We start from the raw sequence: 16516 nt of genomic DNA, 5'->3' as shown, positions 1-16516 counted from the left end.
GTCCAGCGGGTTACGAGCGGAGCCAGAGCCGCACAGCAGCAACGGTCACGGTGCCGTGGAAGACGTACGCCCTCTTGCCGAAGCGGGTGACCACGGCACGGAAGCTCTTGAGCACATTGATCGTTCGCTCGACTTCGTTACGGCGCTTGCAGATCGCCTTGTCGAAGCCGGTGGGCCGACCGCCCGCGCTACCGCGGCGCTGGCGGTTGGCCCGCTGGTCCTTACGCTCGGGAATGGTGTGCTTGATCTGCCGACGCCGCAGATACCGGCGGTTCCGGCGGGAATATGCCGGCTTTGGCCTCACAGCCGATCGACGCGATCACGGTGTGCGGCCGCAGCAGCGTCATCCTGTGAGCCGTGATCCGCAGGCGGATGATCGCGCCGTCTGTGGCTTCCGCCCGGCTGACGCGCATGTCGCGGGCGACGTCCTTGCCGCGGCTGGGGCCCCGAAATGCCAGTCGAGGGTGCGGCAGGCGTTCACCGCTGTCGAACGCCTCGCCGACACCCCCCGTCCCGACGGCGCGTTCGGCAGCGCCGACCTGCTGCGCATCCACATCGGCGCCTACCGCGTGATGTACGAGATCAGCGAGAAGCAGATCCGCGTCAACGTCATCCATCTCGGACGCGTGCGCTGACCAGTCCCATCCGTGCGCCGGTCAGGCGGAGGGACGCCGCCTGGTGCCGCCGCCGCTTCCGTTCAGCGGGATCAAGGTTTCCAGATGAGCGCCCTTGACCCAGGAGCCCAACAGGTCACGGTGCAGGGCCACGATGTCCTGGCGCAGCGCCAGGCCCAGCGCGGCCTTCGTGAACGTACGGCAGGTGGTGACGAACAAAGCGACATCCGCACCGTGTTCGAGACGGGCGGTGCCGACGAACTTCTGCATGTCCTGCGAGGAAACACTCCGGTGCGGCGCATACTTCTTGCACTGGACGACCAGCTTGCGGCCGTCGGCCAGGTAGCCGACGACATCCGCGCCCAGGTCGCCACTCTTGCCGCTGACGACGACCTTCGTACAGCCGTCCCGTCGGCACAGCTCGGCGACGTACCCCTCGAACTCCTGCCACGACAACGCGTCGACCTCGGCCATCGACAACTCCCGCGCCCTGGCCTCCTCCTGCGCCCGCCACGCGCGGTCCTGGCCGACCGCGCGATGATGCGCCCGCAGCAGCACCCAGCCGGCCCCGCCCACCATGGCCGCGGCGAGCACCGCCGCTACCGCCCCCCAGCCCTGTAACCGCCTGCGCGTCCGCTTTCCGTTCTCCGGGTACCGTCAGGGTATGAGTCATCCGCATCCCGAGCTGAAAGCCGCCCCACCCCTTCCCGAAGGAGGGCTGCGGGTCATCGCTCTGGGCGGCCTAGGTGAGATCGGCCGCAACATGACCGTCTTCGAGCACACGGGCAAGCTGCTCATCGTCGACTGCGGCGTGCTGTTCCCTGAGGAGACCCAGCCCGGCGTGGACGTGATCCTGCCGGACTTCACCTCGATCCGGGACCGGCTGGACGACATCGTGGCCGTGGTCCTCACTCACGGCCACGAGGACCACATCGGCGGCGTGCCCTACCTGCTGCGCGAGCGGTCCGACATTCCCGTCGTCGGCTCCAAGTTGACGCTGGCGTTCCTGGAGGCCAAACTCAAGGAACACGGCATCCGGCCGCGCACGGTACGGGTGCGCGAGGGCGACCGGCGTGGCTTCGGGCCCTTCGACTGCGAGTTCGTGGCGGTCAACCACTCCATCCCCGACAGCCTCGCTGTCGCGATCCGCACCCGGGCCGGGATGGTGCTGCACACCGGCGACTTCAAGATGGACCAGTTCCCTCTCGACGACCGCATCACCGACCTGCGCGCCTTCGCCCGCCTCGGCGAGGAGGGCGTGGACCTGTTCCTCACCGACTCCACCAACGCCGAAGTACCCGGCTTCACCACCTCCGAGCGTGAGCTGAACCCGGCGATCGAGCAGGTGATGCGCACCGCGCCGCGCCGGGTCATCGTCTCCAGCTTCGCCAGCCACGTGCACCGCATCCAGCAGGTCCTGGACGCTGCCCACCAGCACGGCCGCAAGGTCGCCTTCGTCGGCCGGTCGATGGTCCGCAACATGGGCATCGCCCGTGACCTGGGCTATCTGAAGGTCCCCTCCGGTCTGGTCGTGAGCACGAAGGAGCTGGAGAAGCTCCCGGACCACAAGATCACTCTGGTGTGCACCGGCTCCCAGGGCGAACCGATGGCCGCGCTGTCCCGGATGGCCAACCGCGACCACGTGATCCGCATCGGCAAGGACGACACCGTCCTGCTCGCCAGCTCCCTCATCCCCGGCAACGAGAACGCCATCTACCGGGTGATCAACGGACTCACCCGGTGGGGCGCCCACGTGGTCCACAAGGGCAACGCCAAGGTGCACGTCTCCGGGCACGCCAGCGCCGGCGAACTCGTCTACTGCTACAACATCGTCAAACCCCGCAACGTCATGCCCGTGCACGGCGAATGGCGCCACCTGCGGGCCAACGGCGACCTCGCCATCCGTACCGGTGTCGACCCCGAACGGGTCGTCATCGCCGAAGACGGCGTCGTCGTCGACCTCGTCGACGGGCGCGCGTCCATCACCGGCAAGGTCCCCGCCGGCAACGTCTACGTGGACGGCATGGAAGTGGGCGGCGCCACCGAAGCGTCCCTCAAGGACCGCCTCACCCTCGCCGCCGAAGGCGTGGTCACGGTGGTGGCGATCGTCGACGCAGACACCGGCGCCCTCGCCGAGGCCCCCGACTTCCTGGCCCGCGGCTTCGTCCACGACGACACCACCTTCGAGCCGGTCATCCCCGTCATCGAGAAGACCCTGGCCACCGCGGCCGAGGAAGGCGTCGGGGACGCGCGCCAACTCGAACAACTCGTTGCCCGCGCCGTGGCGAACTGGGCGTTCCGGACCCACCGACGCAAGCCCCTCATCATCCCCGTCATCATCGACGCCTGAGCCATAGCCCTGCAGAACGGTCCCGGTTCCGGCCGCGGCCCCGCCGCCATCGAGGTCTGGTACGGCAGTCAGCAGCCACCCCGGGAGGCCCGGGGTGGCAACGCACTCCGCCGGCTGCGGCCCAGACGGCCACCACCTCGCCCTCGCTCACGCCGACCGCTTTCGTGGCGGCGAACGCGGTGGCACCCGCGACGTACAGCGACCCGGCCGCCTCCCGGCCGAGCGCGGGCTTGACACCACCTTGGTCTCGGGCACGACGACGTACTCGGCGTGGCTCGCCCGGTCCCACGTCCAGCCGAGCACCTCGGCGCCGGTTCGGCCACCACGCCCGCGAAGTCGTTGCCCTGGCCGGAGGGGAACGTCGCGGGGAAGCGTTCTGCCGGCGCGCCCGAGCGGATCGCGGCCTCACCGGGATTGATCCCTGCCGCTTTGACCTTGACCCGTACCTGGCCCGGGCCCGCCGCGGGCCCGGCGACGTCGGCGAGGTAGAGGACCTCCCGGCCGCCGTAACGGTCGAACCGCACCGCACGCATGTTCGCGGTCATCGGGGAGCCCCGGAGGTGAACGCCGCAGTCAGGAAGTCGCCTACTCGCCGCAGCGCGGCCTCGCCTTCCTCAAGCATCGCGGCGAAAGCCTGGAACAGGTGCGGGACCCCGGGAGTGACCTCGAGGGTGACCGGGACGTCATGGGCGGCGACGCGCGCTGCGAGCCTGACCGCGTCGTCGAGCAGCAGTTCGTTGGACCCCGCCTGGATCAGCAGCGGCGGCAGGCCGCACAGGTCGGCGAACATCGGGCTGATCAGCGGTTCCGAAGCGTCGGCGGCGCCCACGTAGTCCTTGGCTCGCACCGCGATGGCCTCCGGGCTGAACGACGGGTCGACCGCTTGCTTGGTCGTCATGCTCGTCCCGGTCAGCGTCAGGTCCGCGTAGGGCGAGAACAGGATGCCTGCGGCCGGCATCGGCAGGTTCTGCTCACGGACGGAGACCAGCAGTGCCGCGGCCAGGCCCGCACCGGCGGATTCACCGACCACGGCGAGGCCCGCCGGGCCGGTGTCCCCGGTCGTGTCGAGTACGGCGCGGTAGGCGGCCAGGGCGTCGTCCAGCGCGGCAGGGTAGGGGTGCTCGGGTGCGAGCCGGTAGTCGACCGAGATGACCTTCATGCCGGTCCGTCGGGCGACGTGAGAGGCGAGAGCGGCCGATGTGCGGGCCGAGCCGAAGACGTAGAAGCCGCCGTGGAACCACAGCAGAGTGCCTTTCGGGGCGGCGCCGTCGATACCGATCTCCAGCACCGGGACGCCGCCGAGGCTGCCGGGGCTGAGGATCACGTCGTCGGGCAACGGGCGGGAGGTGAGCATCCGGGTGAAGACCTCCCGCTGCTGCAGGTGGTCCCCGCCGACCTCCAGCGGGCCGGTACGGAACAGCGTGTCGAGCGCCTCGCGCTGTTCTCTACTCATGCACCGGCGTCCTTCGCCAGGGAGTATGCGGCAATGCCATATTCTGCGCACGCGCTGCTCGAAGAACGGCACGTATCCCGTGCGGCGGTCCGGCTGCGCATGAGCCAGCCGTCGATGAGCCGGGCACTGCAACGCCTGCGCGCCACCCTCGGCGACGAGCTGCTCATGCGCGGCCCCGGCGGATACCAGCTCACCCCGCGGGCCGAGCGCATCCAGGCCGAGTTGCAGCATGCACTTCCACGCCTGGAGCATGTCTTTTCCGGAGAGACGTTCGACCCGGCCACCGCGGCACACGCGTTCCGTCTGGCCGGAACCGACTACACCGTCTCGGTGCTCAGCGGGGCGCTGCTCGGGCGGGTATTCGAGCAGTCGCCCGGCTCGACGGTGCTCTTCTCCCGCTGGCACCGTGCCGTGTTCGCCGAGGCCGGCGAACCGGTGGCGGATGCGGGAGCGTCGTCCGGCCCGAGCCGGATTCGAGGCTCGGGGGTATCCATGCCGGTTTCGGAGGACAGAGGCAGCGGGACCGACGACGGACGGCAGCGATCGTGGTCGTACCGCAGGCGGCGGTGTCGGCATCCCGAGGAGTTTCGGCCGGGTATTGCGGCACACGCCGAGTTCCCGGGCGGCACCGGCTAGAGCGCGCCCGGTGCACCGTTGAGTCTGTGCGATGTGTCGAAACCGACCTGTCGGCCCCGATCTGACCCACGTAGCGTGCGGGCGAGAGGAGCGGGCTCTGGACAGAGATGACCAGCCAGGTTCAGAAGGTCACCGCCGAGACGACCATCGCATGGTGATCACGTTTGTTCTCCCATTCAGCCTTCCACGACCCTGATGATCGTCTTGCCCGGGGTGCGCCGGTCGGGGGCGAACGCGGAGGGCGCCTCGGAGAGCGGCCGCACGGCTCCGACGACGGGTTTGAGCCGTCCGTCCCGGAGCCGCTGGGCGAGGTCCGTGAGCTGGGCACGATCGGGTTCGACGACGAAGAAGAGGGCCCGTCCGTCCTTGGGCCGGACAGTGGGGGGCGCGGCGATGGTGACGAGCGTGCCACCGGGGCGCACCAGCGCGGCCGAGCGGTCGAGGATCTCGCCGCCGATCACGTCGAACACCACGTCGACTTCGCCGACATCCTCCAGGTGATCGGCCTGCAGGTCCAGGAAGGCATTCACACCCAGACCGAGTGCCGTGCTCCTGTCCGCCGCCCGGCCGGTACCGATCACTCGGGCTCCCGCTTCGCGCGCAAGCTGCACCGCGATCGACCCGACGCCGCCCGCAACACCATGGATCAGGACGGTCTGACCGGTCAGGAGGCGCGCATGGTCGAACAGGCCCTGCCACGAGGTCAGCCCGGAGATGGGCAGCGCGGCGGCCACGGTGTGGTCGACGTCGACCGGAAGCGGAGCGAGGTTGCGGGCCTCCACCGCGACGTACTCGGCCAGTGACCCGTCACGGGCCCAGTCGGTCAGACCGAACACCCGCTGGCCGACGGTGAGGCCGGTGGTTCCATATCCCAGCTTGGCGACGACACCCGACACTTCGTGCCCGGGTACGCTCGGGGTCCGCTCGCGGCCTGCGCGGTCCGTCCAGGTTGCCGGCCAGTCGAGCTCGCCAGGAGTGAAACCGGCAGCGTGCACCTGCACGATGACGTCGTTCTCAGCGGCATGGGGATAGGGCATGTCCGTCAGGGAGAGGCCACCGACGCCAGCGTCAGGGTCTCGGACAGTGACGGCTCGCATGGCGACTCCCTGTTCGGTGCAGTTTCCGGAATCCGAAACGTGCGGCCCGTCTGCGCGTGTCGTGGTCAGGCAGAGGAGCGGTGACTGGCCAAGACCCATCTCAGCGCCTGGTCCGCCGCGAAGCCACTTCAGACGGTGTATCCGGGGCAAACGATGGACGCCGGCGGTCAGGCCCGGTGCCATATTCGACACCATGCCCGCACCACGCGCGACACACGATCGCAGCCTATAGATGCGGAAAAGGCGTAGGGGTCAATATTCGACAGCATGCGCGTCGAATTCGATCCTGAGGCGATGGGCAGCACCGCCTTTCCCAGGTTCCTGACATCGGTCGTCATTCCGCGGCCGATCGCGTGGGTCTCCACAGTAACCTCAGATGGAAGCACCGAGAAGCTCGCCCCACACTCCTTTTTCAGCATCGCCAGCACCGATCCTCCGATCGTCCAATTCACCTCAATCGGACGCAAGGATTCCCTGCGCAACGTCGAGGACACCGGGGAGTTCGTCGTCAACTTCTCATCCGAACCACTGCTGGAACTGATCAACGCCACCGCCATCGACTTTCCTCGGTCGGTCAGCGAATTCGACACGGCGGGTGTCGAGCGAGAAGCCAGCAAATGTGTAAGGCCGCCCAGAGTGGCGTCCTCCCATGTGGTTTTGGAGTGCCGCTCACACACCACCCTCAGCATGGGAAACTCCACCCTGGTCTTCGGGCGGGTGGTCCGTGCCGCGGCGGACACGGAATTCATCGTCGACGACCGCCCCAACAGCGAGCTGCTGCGCCCGCTCACCAAGCTCGGCGGCGACGAATGGGGCACTCTTGGCACCGTCCTGCACTTGAGCCGCATCCCGTACGAGGAGCCCGGCGCCGACTGATCGCGCTCGGGCACAGGCCGGCGCCCGCTCGTGGAGACTGTGCGCTGCGCGACGTAGACGATGACGCCTGCCTCCCTCAGGCGGACCGCCGCCGCCAGTTCGGCGGTCGCCAGCGCGCCGAAACCGGCCAGCAGCCCGCCCAACGCACCGAGCACCGGCGCAGCAGCCTCCGTAGTCCTACCGGATCCCTCTCTACATCCCTCACGCCGGGACTCCGGTGCTGCGGCCGGGCCGGATGGGGTCCCTCCCTCAGATCAGGTGGAAAAGGATCCGTCACCCATCCGCCCCGCCGCGCCCCGCCCCGCCCCACAGCGACGTATTGCCTCTTTGAGGCCGGACGCGCTCCCGGTCACGATCGTGCTCCCGGGGGTCGGCCCACAGCAGACAGCAACACGTCTGAGGGCACAGCGCATCACCCCTCTGCCCTGATGGCTCACCCACCGGAGGGGTTGTACTTGGCCTCGGGCTCCGCCCGGAACCGTTTGCGCGAGCGGTCCGTGAGCCGACCGGAAGTCGATCGCCCGACCTCGCCCGACGGATCCGCATCTACCGGCACGAGCTGCGGACCGTACGTCTCCGCACTGTCCAGCTCCTGGCCAGGTCCCCGGTTCGCCAAGGGGACGGGCATCACCGCCCCGCAGACCGGCAGGGACGTCGGGGCGTGAGTACACGTCTGGTTCAGCGGTCGTGATCGGATCAGGGCAGGGGCTACTGCCGTGACCGCAAACGATCAGCGGCGTGGTGTGACGGCTGGGTGTCGGCAGCGGTGGACGTCGCGCAGGTCGGCTGAAGGTCATGTCATGGTCTGTCAGTTCTCTGGTCTAGGGTCGCCCGCATGGCTGAGCCCTCCTTTCTGACGGCCGTCCGCGAGTCGTACGACACAGTCGCCGCCGATTACGTCGAACGCGTCCCGCCTCCAGCCGAGATGGACCCGCTGTCACGCGCGATGCTGACGGGGTTTGCCGAGCTGGTGCGGACGGCCGGTCTGGGGCCGGTCGCGGACCTGGGGTGCGGCCCCGGACGCGTGACGGCGCACCTGGCCGGGCTGGGGGTGTCCGTCTTCGGCGTCGATCTGTCGCCGATGATGGTCGGGCTGGCCCGGCACGCCTATCCGAACCTGCGGTTCACCGAAGGCTCGATGACCGCGCTGGAGATGAGGGACGACGAGCTCGGCGGCATCCTGGCCTGGTACTCCACCCATCACACGCCCCCGCAGTGGCTGCCGGACGTGTTCGCCGAGTTCCACCGCACGCTGGCGCCCGGCGGCTACCTGCTCTGGGGAGACTATGTCGGCAATGAGCGGCTGCGGCCGACTCACGGCTATGGCCGTCCGGTGTCCTACGAGTCGTACCTCCTACCCCTGGACCGCATGGTCGACCTGCTGGACCAGGGCGGACTCGTCGTCACCGCGAGACTGGAACAGGAGCCCGGCGGACGCGTGACCAGACCGCACGCCTGCCTTCTGGCCCGCAAGCCCGAATCGCCCTGACGGGGCTCGTTCCCGGGGTGAGGCCGCTCGGCTGGACCGCCGTCGATCACGGGGCGGGCGGTCAGACTGCTGGGTTGAGAGGACGGCCGCCCCAGCGGATGCCTTCTTCGCTGCGGACACGGGCGCGTTCCCGGCGCTGCGCGGCCAGGACGCCTGGACGGCGTGCGTTCTGATTGCGCCAGTGCAGGCAGCGGTACAGCGCGCGGGTCTGGACTGTGTGGATGGGGTGGTTCGAGTTGACGAGGGTGAACTGCCGCAGCGGCCGGAAGTGCGCCTCGACCGGGTTCGCCCAGGACGCGTTGGTCGGTGTGAAGCAGAGCTCGACCTTGTTCCTGGCCGCCCATCCCTGCCCTTGTGGGCGGCGGTTGTCGAGGATGACGTAGACGGGGGCACCGTCCGGCCGGGCCGCCCGGATGCTCTTGAGCGCGGCGAGGCTGTGGTCGGCGCCTTTGCGGCGCCGGTTGACGCCCCAGAGAGTGTCGTTGCCGACGGAGTAGCAGCCGGGGAAGTAGCGCACTCCGTGGGTGCGGTGATAGGTCGCCGGCAAGCGGTCGGACTTGCCTTGCTTCGCCCAGCACAGGCCGGTGGTGAGGCGGATGCCGAGCGGGCCGAACTCGTCGAAGGCAAAGGTGCGCTCGGGCCGCTCGGTCAGCGCGTACTCGATCCGGTCCAGCTTGGCGTCGAAATCGGGGTCGGTGGACTCCTTCCACGTCTTGGCCCGCTGGAACGTCACGCCGCCACGCTTCAGCAGGCAGCGCAGGCCTCGCGTCCCACACGTACCGGGCGGGCGACGTTGCGCCGCAGGTGCTCGGAGAATGTCCGGACCGACCAGCGGGTCAAGGGCTGACCGAGCTTGACCGGGCGGGTGATGGCCGTCTGGATGACGAAGTCCTCGTCGTCGTCGCTGAGCAGGCGGGGACGGCCTCCCACCCACCGAGGGTCCAGACAGGCCAGCCCGATCTCGTTGAAGCGGTGGATCACATCGTGGACTGTGTCCGCGCCCGCCTGCACGAGCCGCGCGATCACCGGCACGCTGTTCCCGCCCGCCGAGGCCAGCAGCAGCACCGCCCGCCGGAACCGCACCGGGCTCGTACTGCCTCGACGCACGATCCGCTACAGCTTCTGCCCCTCCTGCTCAGTCAGTCTGCGGACCCTGACCGGTTGCACCGTCCTGCCTCCCCGCGCCGATCGGACGTGTCGTCACATCCAGCCGGCCCGAGGACCACGAACACCACCTCGGCGATCGTTTGCGTCACTGCACGAGAAGGCACCGCCCGTGGCACCCACCGCTGTTCGCGCCGCCGCCACGAATGCTGCGATTGCCGGGTGCGTGCCGCCGCCCGCGCGGAAGGCGACCTTCGAGCGACGGAAGAGGGGCAGCCGGGTCAGCACCACGCCCTCAGGGGCGTGTGCGGTAGCCATCTCCGGTACGAATCCGGCACCTTGCCCGATCGCGGCCAGTGCCAGAACCGTACGGAAGTCGTTGACCTGATGGCGGATGCGCGGCTGGAAACCGGCCGCCTGACAGGCGCGTACGGCCATCGCGTGACCGGTCGTACCGTCCCGGGCCGTGATCCAGGGGCACGCGGCCCACGGTCCGAGCAACTGCGCCAGCGTGTCGCCGCGGGCGGCAGGACAGGCAGCAGGAGCGCCGCCCGTGGCCAGGTACATCGGCTCCTCCAACAGGGGTACCTGATCGACCGTGGTGTCCGGTGACGCGGGAACGAAGTCGTAGTCGTGGACGAGGGCCACGTCGAGTTCGCCGGCGCGCAGGCCGTCGGAGACTCGCGCCGAGTCGATCTCCTGCACCATCGGTTCCAGCGCGGGGTGCCGCAGGGCCAGTTCGGCCAGCGCGGCGGGCACGATTGCGGGGCCGCCGGAGGGAAACGTCCCGATCCGCAGCGGCCCGCCGATGCCTTGGCGTGCCCCGGCCAGTTCGGAGACTGCCAGTTCGAGGCGTTCGAGAACGGCGTCGGCGTGGGTGACGAGGGTGCGGCCCGCAGGTGTGAGCACCACCCGTCTGCCACTTCTTTCCAGCAGGGGCACGCCAGCCTCGCGCTCAAGCACGCCCAGTTGCTGGGAGACGGCCGAGGCAGTGAAGGTCAGCGCCTCGGCCACGGCCGCAATGGTGCCGCGTCGGTCCAGTTCGCGCAGCAGGTGGAGACGTCGAACATCCAGCATAAGTTGATCTTACGCATAGGCGAAGAAACGTGAACTGGATCTACTGGGTTGGTGGCGGTCAGGCTGGGTGTATGAAGCCCGAAGCGAACCTCACCGGCCTGTTCGTCCCCTTGGTGACTCCGTTCACCGACGATCTGCACCTCGCCCCTGACGCGCTCGCCTACCTCGCCAACGAGGCGCTGTCGGCCGGCGGCGCTCGTGGACTCGTAGCCCTGGGCACCACAGCGGAAGCAGCCACGCTGACCACCGAGGAGAAGCGGGCCGTGGTCCGCATCTGCTCGGCCGCCTGCCGGGAACACGGAGCTCCTCTGATCGTCGGCGTCGGCACCAACGACACCGCCGCCGCGATCAGGACACTGCGGGAGCTCGCTCAAAGCGGTGACGTCACCGCGGCGCTGGTTCCCGCGCCGCCCTACACCCGGCCCGGTGAGGCGGGAACGCTGGCGCACTTCACGGCACTCGCCGAACACGGGGGCCTGCCGCTGGTCGTCTACGACATCCCGTACCGCACCGCTCAGCCCCTCAGCACCAGCGCCCTGACCGACCTCGGGCACCTCCCGGGGGTCGTCGGAGTCAAGTACGCGACCGGCGCGATCGACGCAGCCGCGATGGAACTGCTCGACTCGTCAGCACCGGGCTTCGCGGTGCTCGGCGGCGATGACGCCGTCATATCGCCGCTGCTCGCGGCGGGCGCCCGCGGCGGGATCCTGGCGTCGGCCAATGTCCGCACCGCTGACTTCGCCGAGCTGATCTCGCTGTGGCAGCGCGACGCTGCCGGACCGGCTCGCCGGCTGGGAGCCGAGCTGGCCCGGCTGTCCGCCGTGCTCTTCGCCGAGCCGAACCCGACGGTGATCAAGGGGGTGTTGCACGCTCAGGGCCGCATCCCCAGCCCGGCCGTCCGGCTGCCGCTGCTGACCGCCTCCCCCGATTCGGTCCGGCGGGCGGCGGACCTGGTCACCGCCCGGACCCACCAAGCCCACCACGAGGCCGCGGCCTGACACGGGCACGTGGTCCTCCAGGGGAACCCGGTGGACTTCGATGCAAGCCGATTGCGCCCGCCCGCTCCCCTGGCACCACCCGACCCACGTGGGCGAGCTCTCCAGGTGGCCGAGGCGGGTGGGTCGGTCCAGCACGCTACCGTCCACGCACTCCTGGCCGCCGGCCACAGCAAGCGGTCGATCGCTCGGCAGCTCGGCGTGGGGCTCAACACCGTTCTCCGCTTCTCCCGTGTCACGGAGCCGGAGCAGCTGTTCACCGGCCAGTTGCAAAGCCGCCCCACCAAGCCGGCCGCCAACAAGCCCTACCTCGACCAGCGATGGCAGGAAGGCTGCACCAATGCCTGGAAATTGTGGGAGGAGATCAAGGCACAGGGCTACCCGGACGCTACGGCAACGTTCGCGCCTACGTCAGACGGAACCTACGCGGCCAGCCCGCAGCCGGTCGGCCCCCGGCCGCCATGAACGCCGTTATCGCCGGGCTCTCGCAGCCGTGGAACTCCGGACCGTTCTCATGAACAAAGCCACAGCGCATCCGACGCGGCCTGCGCCGCATCCAGTACCGCGGCGACCTCATAGACGGCTGCCTCGCCAAAACGGGCCTGATCGTCAACACATGACCACCACGACAACACCTTCAACATCACAGCCCAACGATTGGGACGGGGCGACACGCCTGACCATCACGCAAAAATAGGCAGTGAACGGGCAATATGCTGCAATGTTGCATATTTAATCTCTCTTTAGGAGGAAATGCGATGGCGGGCAAGCCCAGCATTGTCTTCGCCCACGGACTCTGGGCGGATGGGTCGTGCTTCAACAAGCTCATCCCCACGCTCCAGGCTGAAGGCCATGAGGTTTTCGCCTCACAGCACGGCCTCGACTCGCTCGAAAGCGACGTCGCGTGCGTCAACTTCACGCTCAACCACGTCCCCGGCCCGATCGTGCTGGTCGGTCACTCCTACGGTGGGACCCTGATCACCAAAGCAGGCACCCACGACCGCGTCGGCGCTCTGGTGTACATCGCCGCGCTCGCCCCGGACGAGGACGAGACGTCGCAGGAACAGCTGGACAAGTTCCCCCGCACGCCCATCTTCGAGCACGTGGACGTCGCTGACGGCCGCGTGTGGCTCAAGGCCTCAGGCGTCCCGCACTTCTGCGGTGACCTCCCGGAAGCGGAGCAGAAGCTCGTCCTGGCGACGGGCGCTGTGCCAGTGGCGGACCTGTTCAACCAGCAGGTTCCCGGCACCGCCTGGCGGACGAAGCCAAGCTGGTTCATCGTCGCCAACAACGACCGTACCGTGCCCCCCGACCTGGAGCGGTCCGCCGCCGAGCGCATGGGCGCCAATATCCGTCCCGTGGACAGCAGCCACGTTCCCATGCTCTCGCATCCTGACTTCGTCCTCGATGTGATCCGTGAGGCCGCGGAGTCCCTCGACGCCTAGGGCAAGCCGACAACGACCGCCCGCAGCGCAACACGCAAGGAGGCGGCCCCGGACCGACCGGGCCGCCTCCTTGCAACGACATCACGCTTTCAAGCCCAGTAGGACCAGCAGGAGGAGTGGCCCTCGGGTTCCCCCGCCAAGCGGCGTGACATTCCATGAACCTGTCGGTTTCGGTCCGCGTAGGGGCGGAGGCGGGCACCCGCGGTGCCGTAGATGAGGGTCCGGGCCAGGGGCCGTGCCGGCGTCGGGGCCGCGGTGGTATGGCCGAGGAGGTCGAGTGCGGCCTGGGGGCCGTGGTCGCGGCGGGCGGCAGCGACCTCTTCGAGGTCCCATGCCATCGCGCCGACGACCGTGCGGCGCGCGCCGCGGGCCGCGGGCCTCCACGGTGCCGCGTACCAGGAGGAGCCCTGAGTGGAACACGGTGTGCGCGCAGGCGGCGTGGCTGTCTTCGAAGAATGCGATGTCGACCAGGCCCGAGCCGTCCTCCAGCGCGCAGAAGATGACCCTTTTTCCGGACGGGATCGGCGGGGTCTGGGTGGAAGATCGCACCCCGGCAACCAGGACTTTCTGGCCGGGCATCATTCCGCGCAGGTGGGCGGCGTCGGTGGCGGCGAGCTCCCGCGGCAGCGGTGGTGGTGCTCCATGAGGTGATGGGTGACGTCGAGGGAGAGCGTGTCGGCCACCCGGTTCACACAGCCCGCACGGCAGACCCGGTCGCAATGAGCGGATACTCCTCCAGGACCAGGACCAGGACCAGGACCCGGAATTGCCGAGCCGCTCATGACGCGCGGGCGGCACCCTCACCTCGTGCGCCACACCGAGCGTCAGCGGATCCGGCCCGGCCATGACGTCAAGCAGGAGCACAAGGTCACGGGCCAGGCCGTTCCCTCCCGCACCCTGGGCAGCGTGTTCACCCCGAAGGTGATCGAGGGATCCCTGAGGAATCTGGGTGACGACTTCCTGGTCATCGACGAGAAGACCGCCAAGGGCGACGACCTCGCCCTCGGACAGCGCGTCTACACCTGGCTGCCGGACGGCTCCCGCCACCCAGCGAGGATCGGCGCCATCATCCAGACCGGCCTCGACGGGGACGCCACCTTCCTGTCCGCCGCCCGGGCACCCGCCGGCACCGGCATGGAGCGTGCCTGGGTGACGCTCAGCCCCGGTGCCGACCGCAAGGACGTACAGCAACGACTGGCCGCCGCTTTCGCCCACCAGCCAGTCAACGCCGACCCGGTTGAGGCTACTTCGCCCACATGAAGGACATCCTCGCGCAGAAGACAGCCACGGCAGCGAAGGTCATCCTCGGCATCTCGGTGGGCTACTCGCTGATCTCGGTCGCCAACACCCTCGTCATGTCGGCGGCCGGCCGACGCCGCGAACTCGCCGCACTCGATCCCGCCGGCAGCACCCGCCTCCAGACACTGCACGTGGTGGGCGCGGAAGCGGCACTGGCAGCAGTGATCGCAGCGGTAGTGGCGCTCGGCGCCGGCGCCGCCGTGATCGCCATGCAGAGACTGTCGCTGAAACGCATCGTCACAGCCCCCCTCTCCCCCACCTGACCGTCCCCTGGCCGGACGTCTGGCACACCTCAGCACTGTGCACGGTCGTCGCGACAGCGGCGGCGCTCCTGTCGACCTGGCGCACGACACAGGAACGAGCCATCAACGTCATGGGCATGCGGGAGTTACTCCCCCCGGCTGCCGCGTACAAGGGCGCGCCGCCTCACGGCAGCGCGCCCTTGTACGTTGCTTGGAGACAGTGCCCTGCTTCAAGGCCGCCCCGACAGGTTCGCTGGAAGACTGCTCCCCTGGCGGACTACGCCAACGGCCGTCCCTTCGCGTGGGTGGACGACGAAGAGAGCGACCTGAGCCAGGCGCACGTGACCACCCACCACCGCGCACCTGGCTTTCTGCACCACGTCAATCGAGGATCGCCAACGCGAGGACGACTTCGGCGCTCCTGGCGACTTCGTCAGTTCTGTGGGTACTTCACAAGCCACCGTCTGAGCCTGCCATCAGCCCGTCGAGGGAGCTTTGTCCCGGACGCCGTGGTCATTGCGGGACAGTTCTTGGTCGGCCAAGGAATCATCACCGTCCTATATCTGATCTGGGAAAAGGACCCGACCGTCCTCCAAACGATTGCGTCTTCGGTGTCTCCACGGCTCCGGCACAGGTCCCCCAGCCGGCAAGACGGGAGTGCTGGCCTCCGGGGGCGCTGCCGTCTACCCCTGCGGCTCGCCCGAGCGCTTCACCGCCTGGTCTGTGAACGTGCGACCGCCGGTCCCGCCGCGCCCGGGATCGGCAGTGCGGACCCTCGGACACGACGCGACCCCCGTCATCGGCATCGCCCACTTGATCACCGACCGGCCCTTCCAGTCCTCCACTACCCGGTGGATCGACGGAGTGGTCGGCGGCGGCACAGTTGCGCGCCAGTCCAGAACCTGTTCGTGGGTCAGGTCCTCAAGGACCGGCTCCTGGTCGTCGTCGACGTCCGCGGGCTCCTGGGTAGGTGCAACCGAGGCCGGGCGAGGCGCGGGCAGAACTGCCGGGGCCGCGGGCGCCAAGATCACAGATGCTCCTTGATCGCCTGCGGCCGCTGAGAACAGACTCACTCCCCTACGGGTGGTAGATCTCCTGCATGGAGGTGATCTGGCTCTGGCCGTTGACGCAGTAGTAGAAGTACGGGCTGTTGTCGAGCTGGTGGTTCACCAGCCACTTCGGGGCGACCTTCACGATTGTGGCGCCCTTGAGCACCTTGACGGAGGCGCCTGACGCGAAGGCGAGCGACCGAGCCGGTCCACTCGGGGTGTAGACGACGTCCTCGTCGTTCTCCGTGTTCACCTTGCACGTCTCCGGCGTGACGCTCACGACGGTCTTGCCCCGGACGTTCTTGGCGGAGTCCAGCTTGAAGAAGTGCTTGTACCCCGCGGGCAGGTAACACGGCTTCCAGGCAGCAGCCCCCGCCGCCCCAGCCGAGCCGGCCTTGGTGGACACGGCCGGGGTGCTTGCTGCCGTGTTCGGGCTGGCGCTGGAAGACCCACCCGCGGTGGCGAGGAGAGCGGCGGCGGAGGCGAGGACGATGGCGCCGGAGATGTAACGGTGATTCATGAACATCCTTTGCTACGAAGATCTGCTGACACCAAGGGAGATACCGGACCGCAGGTCGGGGTTTCGCCGTTCGCCAGCTGTGACGGGACGGTGACAACCGCCGATTGGCGGAGGCAATCGGCCGGGCTCGGAGCTCCTGGTCCGACTCGACGCATGCGCCAGGGGCAGGACCAGAGGGGATGTCAACTGGTTTGTGTGTGATGCGTGTTCTGCTCCATGGGTTCTGGTGCCTGTGGTGGTTACTGTGGGTTGATGGTGGTCAGAGGGGGA

16 protein-coding genes and 3 pseudogenes are annotated in these 16516 nt (G+C 68.8%); 10 read left to right on the top strand and 9 right to left on the bottom strand.

Translation table 11 applies throughout. The features are described 5' to 3' along the window. Positions 1 to 10: 10 nt before the first annotated feature. Positions 11 to 283 (bottom strand): annotated as a pseudogene (locus ACFZCP_RS42285) (IS5/IS1182 family transposase); the annotation flags it as partial. A gap of 67 nt (positions 284 to 350) precedes the next feature. On the opposite strand from ACFZCP_RS42285, the gene ACFZCP_RS42280 reads away from it, so the two are divergent. After that, complete coding sequence (locus ACFZCP_RS42280) at positions 351 to 635, top strand: type II toxin-antitoxin system RelE/ParE family toxin (protein ID WP_391441920.1); 285 nt, start codon at positions 351 to 353, stop codon at positions 633 to 635. 21 nt (positions 636 to 656) lie between these two features. Here ACFZCP_RS42280 and ACFZCP_RS42275 read toward each other — a convergent pair whose 3' ends face one another. Further along, positions 657 to 1193 carry a restriction endonuclease gene (locus tag ACFZCP_RS42275; RefSeq protein WP_391442078.1) on the bottom strand — a complete coding sequence of 179 codons (537 nt, stop codon included), beginning with the start codon at positions 1191 to 1193 and terminating at the stop codon, positions 657 to 659. Between the two features lie 85 nt (positions 1194 to 1278). Here ACFZCP_RS42275 and ACFZCP_RS42270 point away from each other — a divergent pair, with 85 nt between their 5' ends. Further along, positions 1279 to 2964 carry an RNase J family beta-CASP ribonuclease gene (locus ACFZCP_RS42270; protein ID WP_391441914.1) on the top strand — a complete coding sequence of 562 codons (1686 nt, stop codon included), beginning with the start codon at positions 1279 to 1281 and terminating at the stop codon, positions 2962 to 2964. A 68-nt stretch (positions 2965 to 3032) separates the two neighbouring features. Here the strand turns inward: ACFZCP_RS42270 and ACFZCP_RS42265 are convergent, their stop codons facing one another. Next, on the bottom strand, positions 3033 to 3497 hold the full coding sequence (locus tag ACFZCP_RS42265; RefSeq protein WP_391442075.1) for an alcohol dehydrogenase catalytic domain-containing protein: 465 nt from the start codon (positions 3495 to 3497) through the stop codon (positions 3033 to 3035). A gap of 8 nt (positions 3498 to 3505) precedes the next feature. Beyond that, positions 3506 to 4417, bottom strand: a complete 912-nt coding sequence (locus ACFZCP_RS42260; RefSeq protein ID WP_391441908.1) for an alpha/beta hydrolase fold domain-containing protein — start codon at positions 4415 to 4417, stop codon at positions 3506 to 3508. 33 nt (positions 4418 to 4450) lie between these two features. On the opposite strand from ACFZCP_RS42260, the gene ACFZCP_RS42255 reads away from it, so the two are divergent. Then, on the top strand, positions 4451 to 5053 hold the full coding sequence (locus ACFZCP_RS42255; protein WP_391441905.1) for a LysR family transcriptional regulator: 603 nt from the start codon (positions 4451 to 4453) through the stop codon (positions 5051 to 5053). A gap of 176 nt (positions 5054 to 5229) precedes the next feature. Here the strand turns inward: ACFZCP_RS42255 and ACFZCP_RS42250 are convergent, their stop codons facing one another. Continuing rightward, positions 5230 to 6150, bottom strand: a complete 921-nt coding sequence (locus ACFZCP_RS42250; protein WP_391442071.1) for a zinc-binding dehydrogenase — start codon at positions 6148 to 6150, stop codon at positions 5230 to 5232. Between the two features lie 267 nt (positions 6151 to 6417). Here ACFZCP_RS42250 and ACFZCP_RS42245 point away from each other — a divergent pair, with 267 nt between their 5' ends. Further along, positions 6418 to 7026 (top strand): flavin reductase, encoded by a 609-nt coding sequence (locus ACFZCP_RS42245; protein ID WP_391441901.1) that lies wholly within the window; start codon positions 6418 to 6420, stop codon positions 7024 to 7026. Positions 7027 to 7861: 835 nt separating this feature from the next. After that, the gene (locus ACFZCP_RS42240; RefSeq protein ID WP_391441899.1) at positions 7862 to 8515 is read left to right on the top strand and encodes a methyltransferase domain-containing protein; all 654 of its coding nucleotides are present in this window, start codon (positions 7862 to 7864) and stop codon (positions 8513 to 8515) included. A gap of 61 nt (positions 8516 to 8576) precedes the next feature. Here the strand turns inward: ACFZCP_RS42240 and ACFZCP_RS42235 are convergent. After that, positions 8577 to 9625 (bottom strand): annotated as a pseudogene (locus tag ACFZCP_RS42235) (IS630 family transposase). 90 nt (positions 9626 to 9715) lie between these two features. Then, a complete protein-coding gene (locus ACFZCP_RS42230; RefSeq protein ID WP_391441896.1) occupies positions 9716 to 10696 on the bottom strand; it encodes a LysR substrate-binding domain-containing protein in 981 nt (326 codons plus the stop codon). Between the two features lie 71 nt (positions 10697 to 10767). Between ACFZCP_RS42230 and ACFZCP_RS42225 the strand changes: the two genes are divergently transcribed. From ACFZCP_RS42225 to ACFZCP_RS42215, 3 genes are all read left to right on the top strand, one after another. Beyond that, positions 10768 to 11694: a dihydrodipicolinate synthase family protein gene (locus ACFZCP_RS42225; RefSeq protein ID WP_391441894.1), complete on the top strand. Its 927-nt coding sequence runs from the start codon at positions 10768 to 10770 to the stop codon at positions 11692 to 11694. A gap of 105 nt (positions 11695 to 11799) precedes the next feature. After that, complete coding sequence (locus ACFZCP_RS42220; RefSeq protein WP_391441893.1) at positions 11800 to 12156, top strand: hypothetical protein; 357 nt, start codon at positions 11800 to 11802, stop codon at positions 12154 to 12156. Positions 12157 to 12449: 293 nt separating this feature from the next. Beyond that, on the top strand, positions 12450 to 13136 hold the full coding sequence (locus tag ACFZCP_RS42215) for an alpha/beta fold hydrolase (protein WP_391441890.1): 687 nt from the start codon (positions 12450 to 12452) through the stop codon (positions 13134 to 13136). Between the two features lie 89 nt (positions 13137 to 13225). Here the strand turns inward: ACFZCP_RS42215 and ACFZCP_RS42210 are convergent. After that, positions 13226 to 13813, bottom strand: a pseudogene (locus tag ACFZCP_RS42210) (hypothetical protein); the annotation flags it as partial. A 130-nt stretch (positions 13814 to 13943) separates the two neighbouring features. Here ACFZCP_RS42210 and ACFZCP_RS42205 point away from each other — a divergent pair. Beyond that, positions 13944 to 14396: a hypothetical protein gene (locus ACFZCP_RS42205; RefSeq protein ID WP_391441887.1), complete on the top strand. Its 453-nt coding sequence runs from the start codon at positions 13944 to 13946 to the stop codon at positions 14394 to 14396. Beyond that, complete coding sequence (locus ACFZCP_RS42200; protein ID WP_391441885.1) at positions 14393 to 14698, top strand: FtsX-like permease family protein; 306 nt, start codon at positions 14393 to 14395, stop codon at positions 14696 to 14698. The genes ACFZCP_RS42205 and ACFZCP_RS42200 overlap by 4 nt, the downstream gene beginning before the upstream one ends. A 1056-nt stretch (positions 14699 to 15754) precedes the next feature. Here the strand turns inward: ACFZCP_RS42200 and ACFZCP_RS42195 are convergent. Continuing rightward, positions 15755 to 16246 (bottom strand): hypothetical protein, encoded by a 492-nt coding sequence (locus tag ACFZCP_RS42195; RefSeq protein WP_391441882.1) that lies wholly within the window; start codon positions 16244 to 16246, stop codon positions 15755 to 15757. Positions 16247 to 16516: the final 270 nt, after the last annotated feature.

The sequence above is a fragment of the Streptomyces sp. NPDC007971 genome (genome assembly GCF_042958635.1).
Classification (GTDB): domain Bacteria; phylum Actinomycetota; class Actinomycetes; order Streptomycetales; family Streptomycetaceae; genus Streptomyces.
This window is presented reverse-complemented; position numbering and strand designations above follow the sequence as displayed.

Excerpts from the sequence above, each read along its gene's own strand:
- ACFZCP_RS42225 (WP_391441894.1), top strand. The coding sequence starts at position 10,768 with ATGAAGCCCGAAGCGAACCTCACCGGCCTGTTCGTCCCCTTGGTGACT.
- ACFZCP_RS42260 (WP_391441908.1), bottom strand. The coding sequence starts at position 4,417 with ATGAGTAGAGAACAGCGCGAGGCGCTCGACACGCTGTTCCGTACCGGC.
- ACFZCP_RS42275 (WP_391442078.1), bottom strand. The coding sequence starts at position 1,193 with ATGGTGGGCGGGGCCGGCTGGGTGCTGCTGCGGGCGCATCATCGCGCG.
- ACFZCP_RS42215 (WP_391441890.1), top strand. The coding sequence starts at position 12,450 with ATGGCGGGCAAGCCCAGCATTGTCTTCGCCCACGGACTCTGGGCGGAT.
- ACFZCP_RS42230 (WP_391441896.1), bottom strand. The coding sequence starts at position 10,696 with ATGCTGGATGTTCGACGTCTCCACCTGCTGCGCGAACTGGACCGACGC.
- ACFZCP_RS42255 (WP_391441905.1), top strand. The coding sequence starts at position 4,451 with ATGCCATATTCTGCGCACGCGCTGCTCGAAGAACGGCACGTATCCCGT.
- ACFZCP_RS42265 (WP_391442075.1), bottom strand. The coding sequence starts at position 3,497 with ATGCGTGCGGTGCGGTTCGACCGTTACGGCGGCCGGGAGGTCCTCTAC.
- ACFZCP_RS42245 (WP_391441901.1), top strand. The coding sequence starts at position 6,418 with ATGCGCGTCGAATTCGATCCTGAGGCGATGGGCAGCACCGCCTTTCCC.
- ACFZCP_RS42270 (WP_391441914.1), top strand. The coding sequence starts at position 1,279 with ATGAGTCATCCGCATCCCGAGCTGAAAGCCGCCCCACCCCTTCCCGAA.
- ACFZCP_RS42195 (WP_391441882.1), bottom strand. The coding sequence starts at position 16,246 with ATGAATCACCGTTACATCTCCGGCGCCATCGTCCTCGCCTCCGCCGCC.
- ACFZCP_RS42250 (WP_391442071.1), bottom strand. The coding sequence starts at position 6,150 with ATGCGAGCCGTCACTGTCCGAGACCCTGACGCTGGCGTCGGTGGCCTC.
- ACFZCP_RS42240 (WP_391441899.1), top strand. The coding sequence starts at position 7,862 with ATGGCTGAGCCCTCCTTTCTGACGGCCGTCCGCGAGTCGTACGACACA.
- ACFZCP_RS42200 (WP_391441885.1), top strand. The coding sequence starts at position 14,393 with ATGAAGGACATCCTCGCGCAGAAGACAGCCACGGCAGCGAAGGTCATC.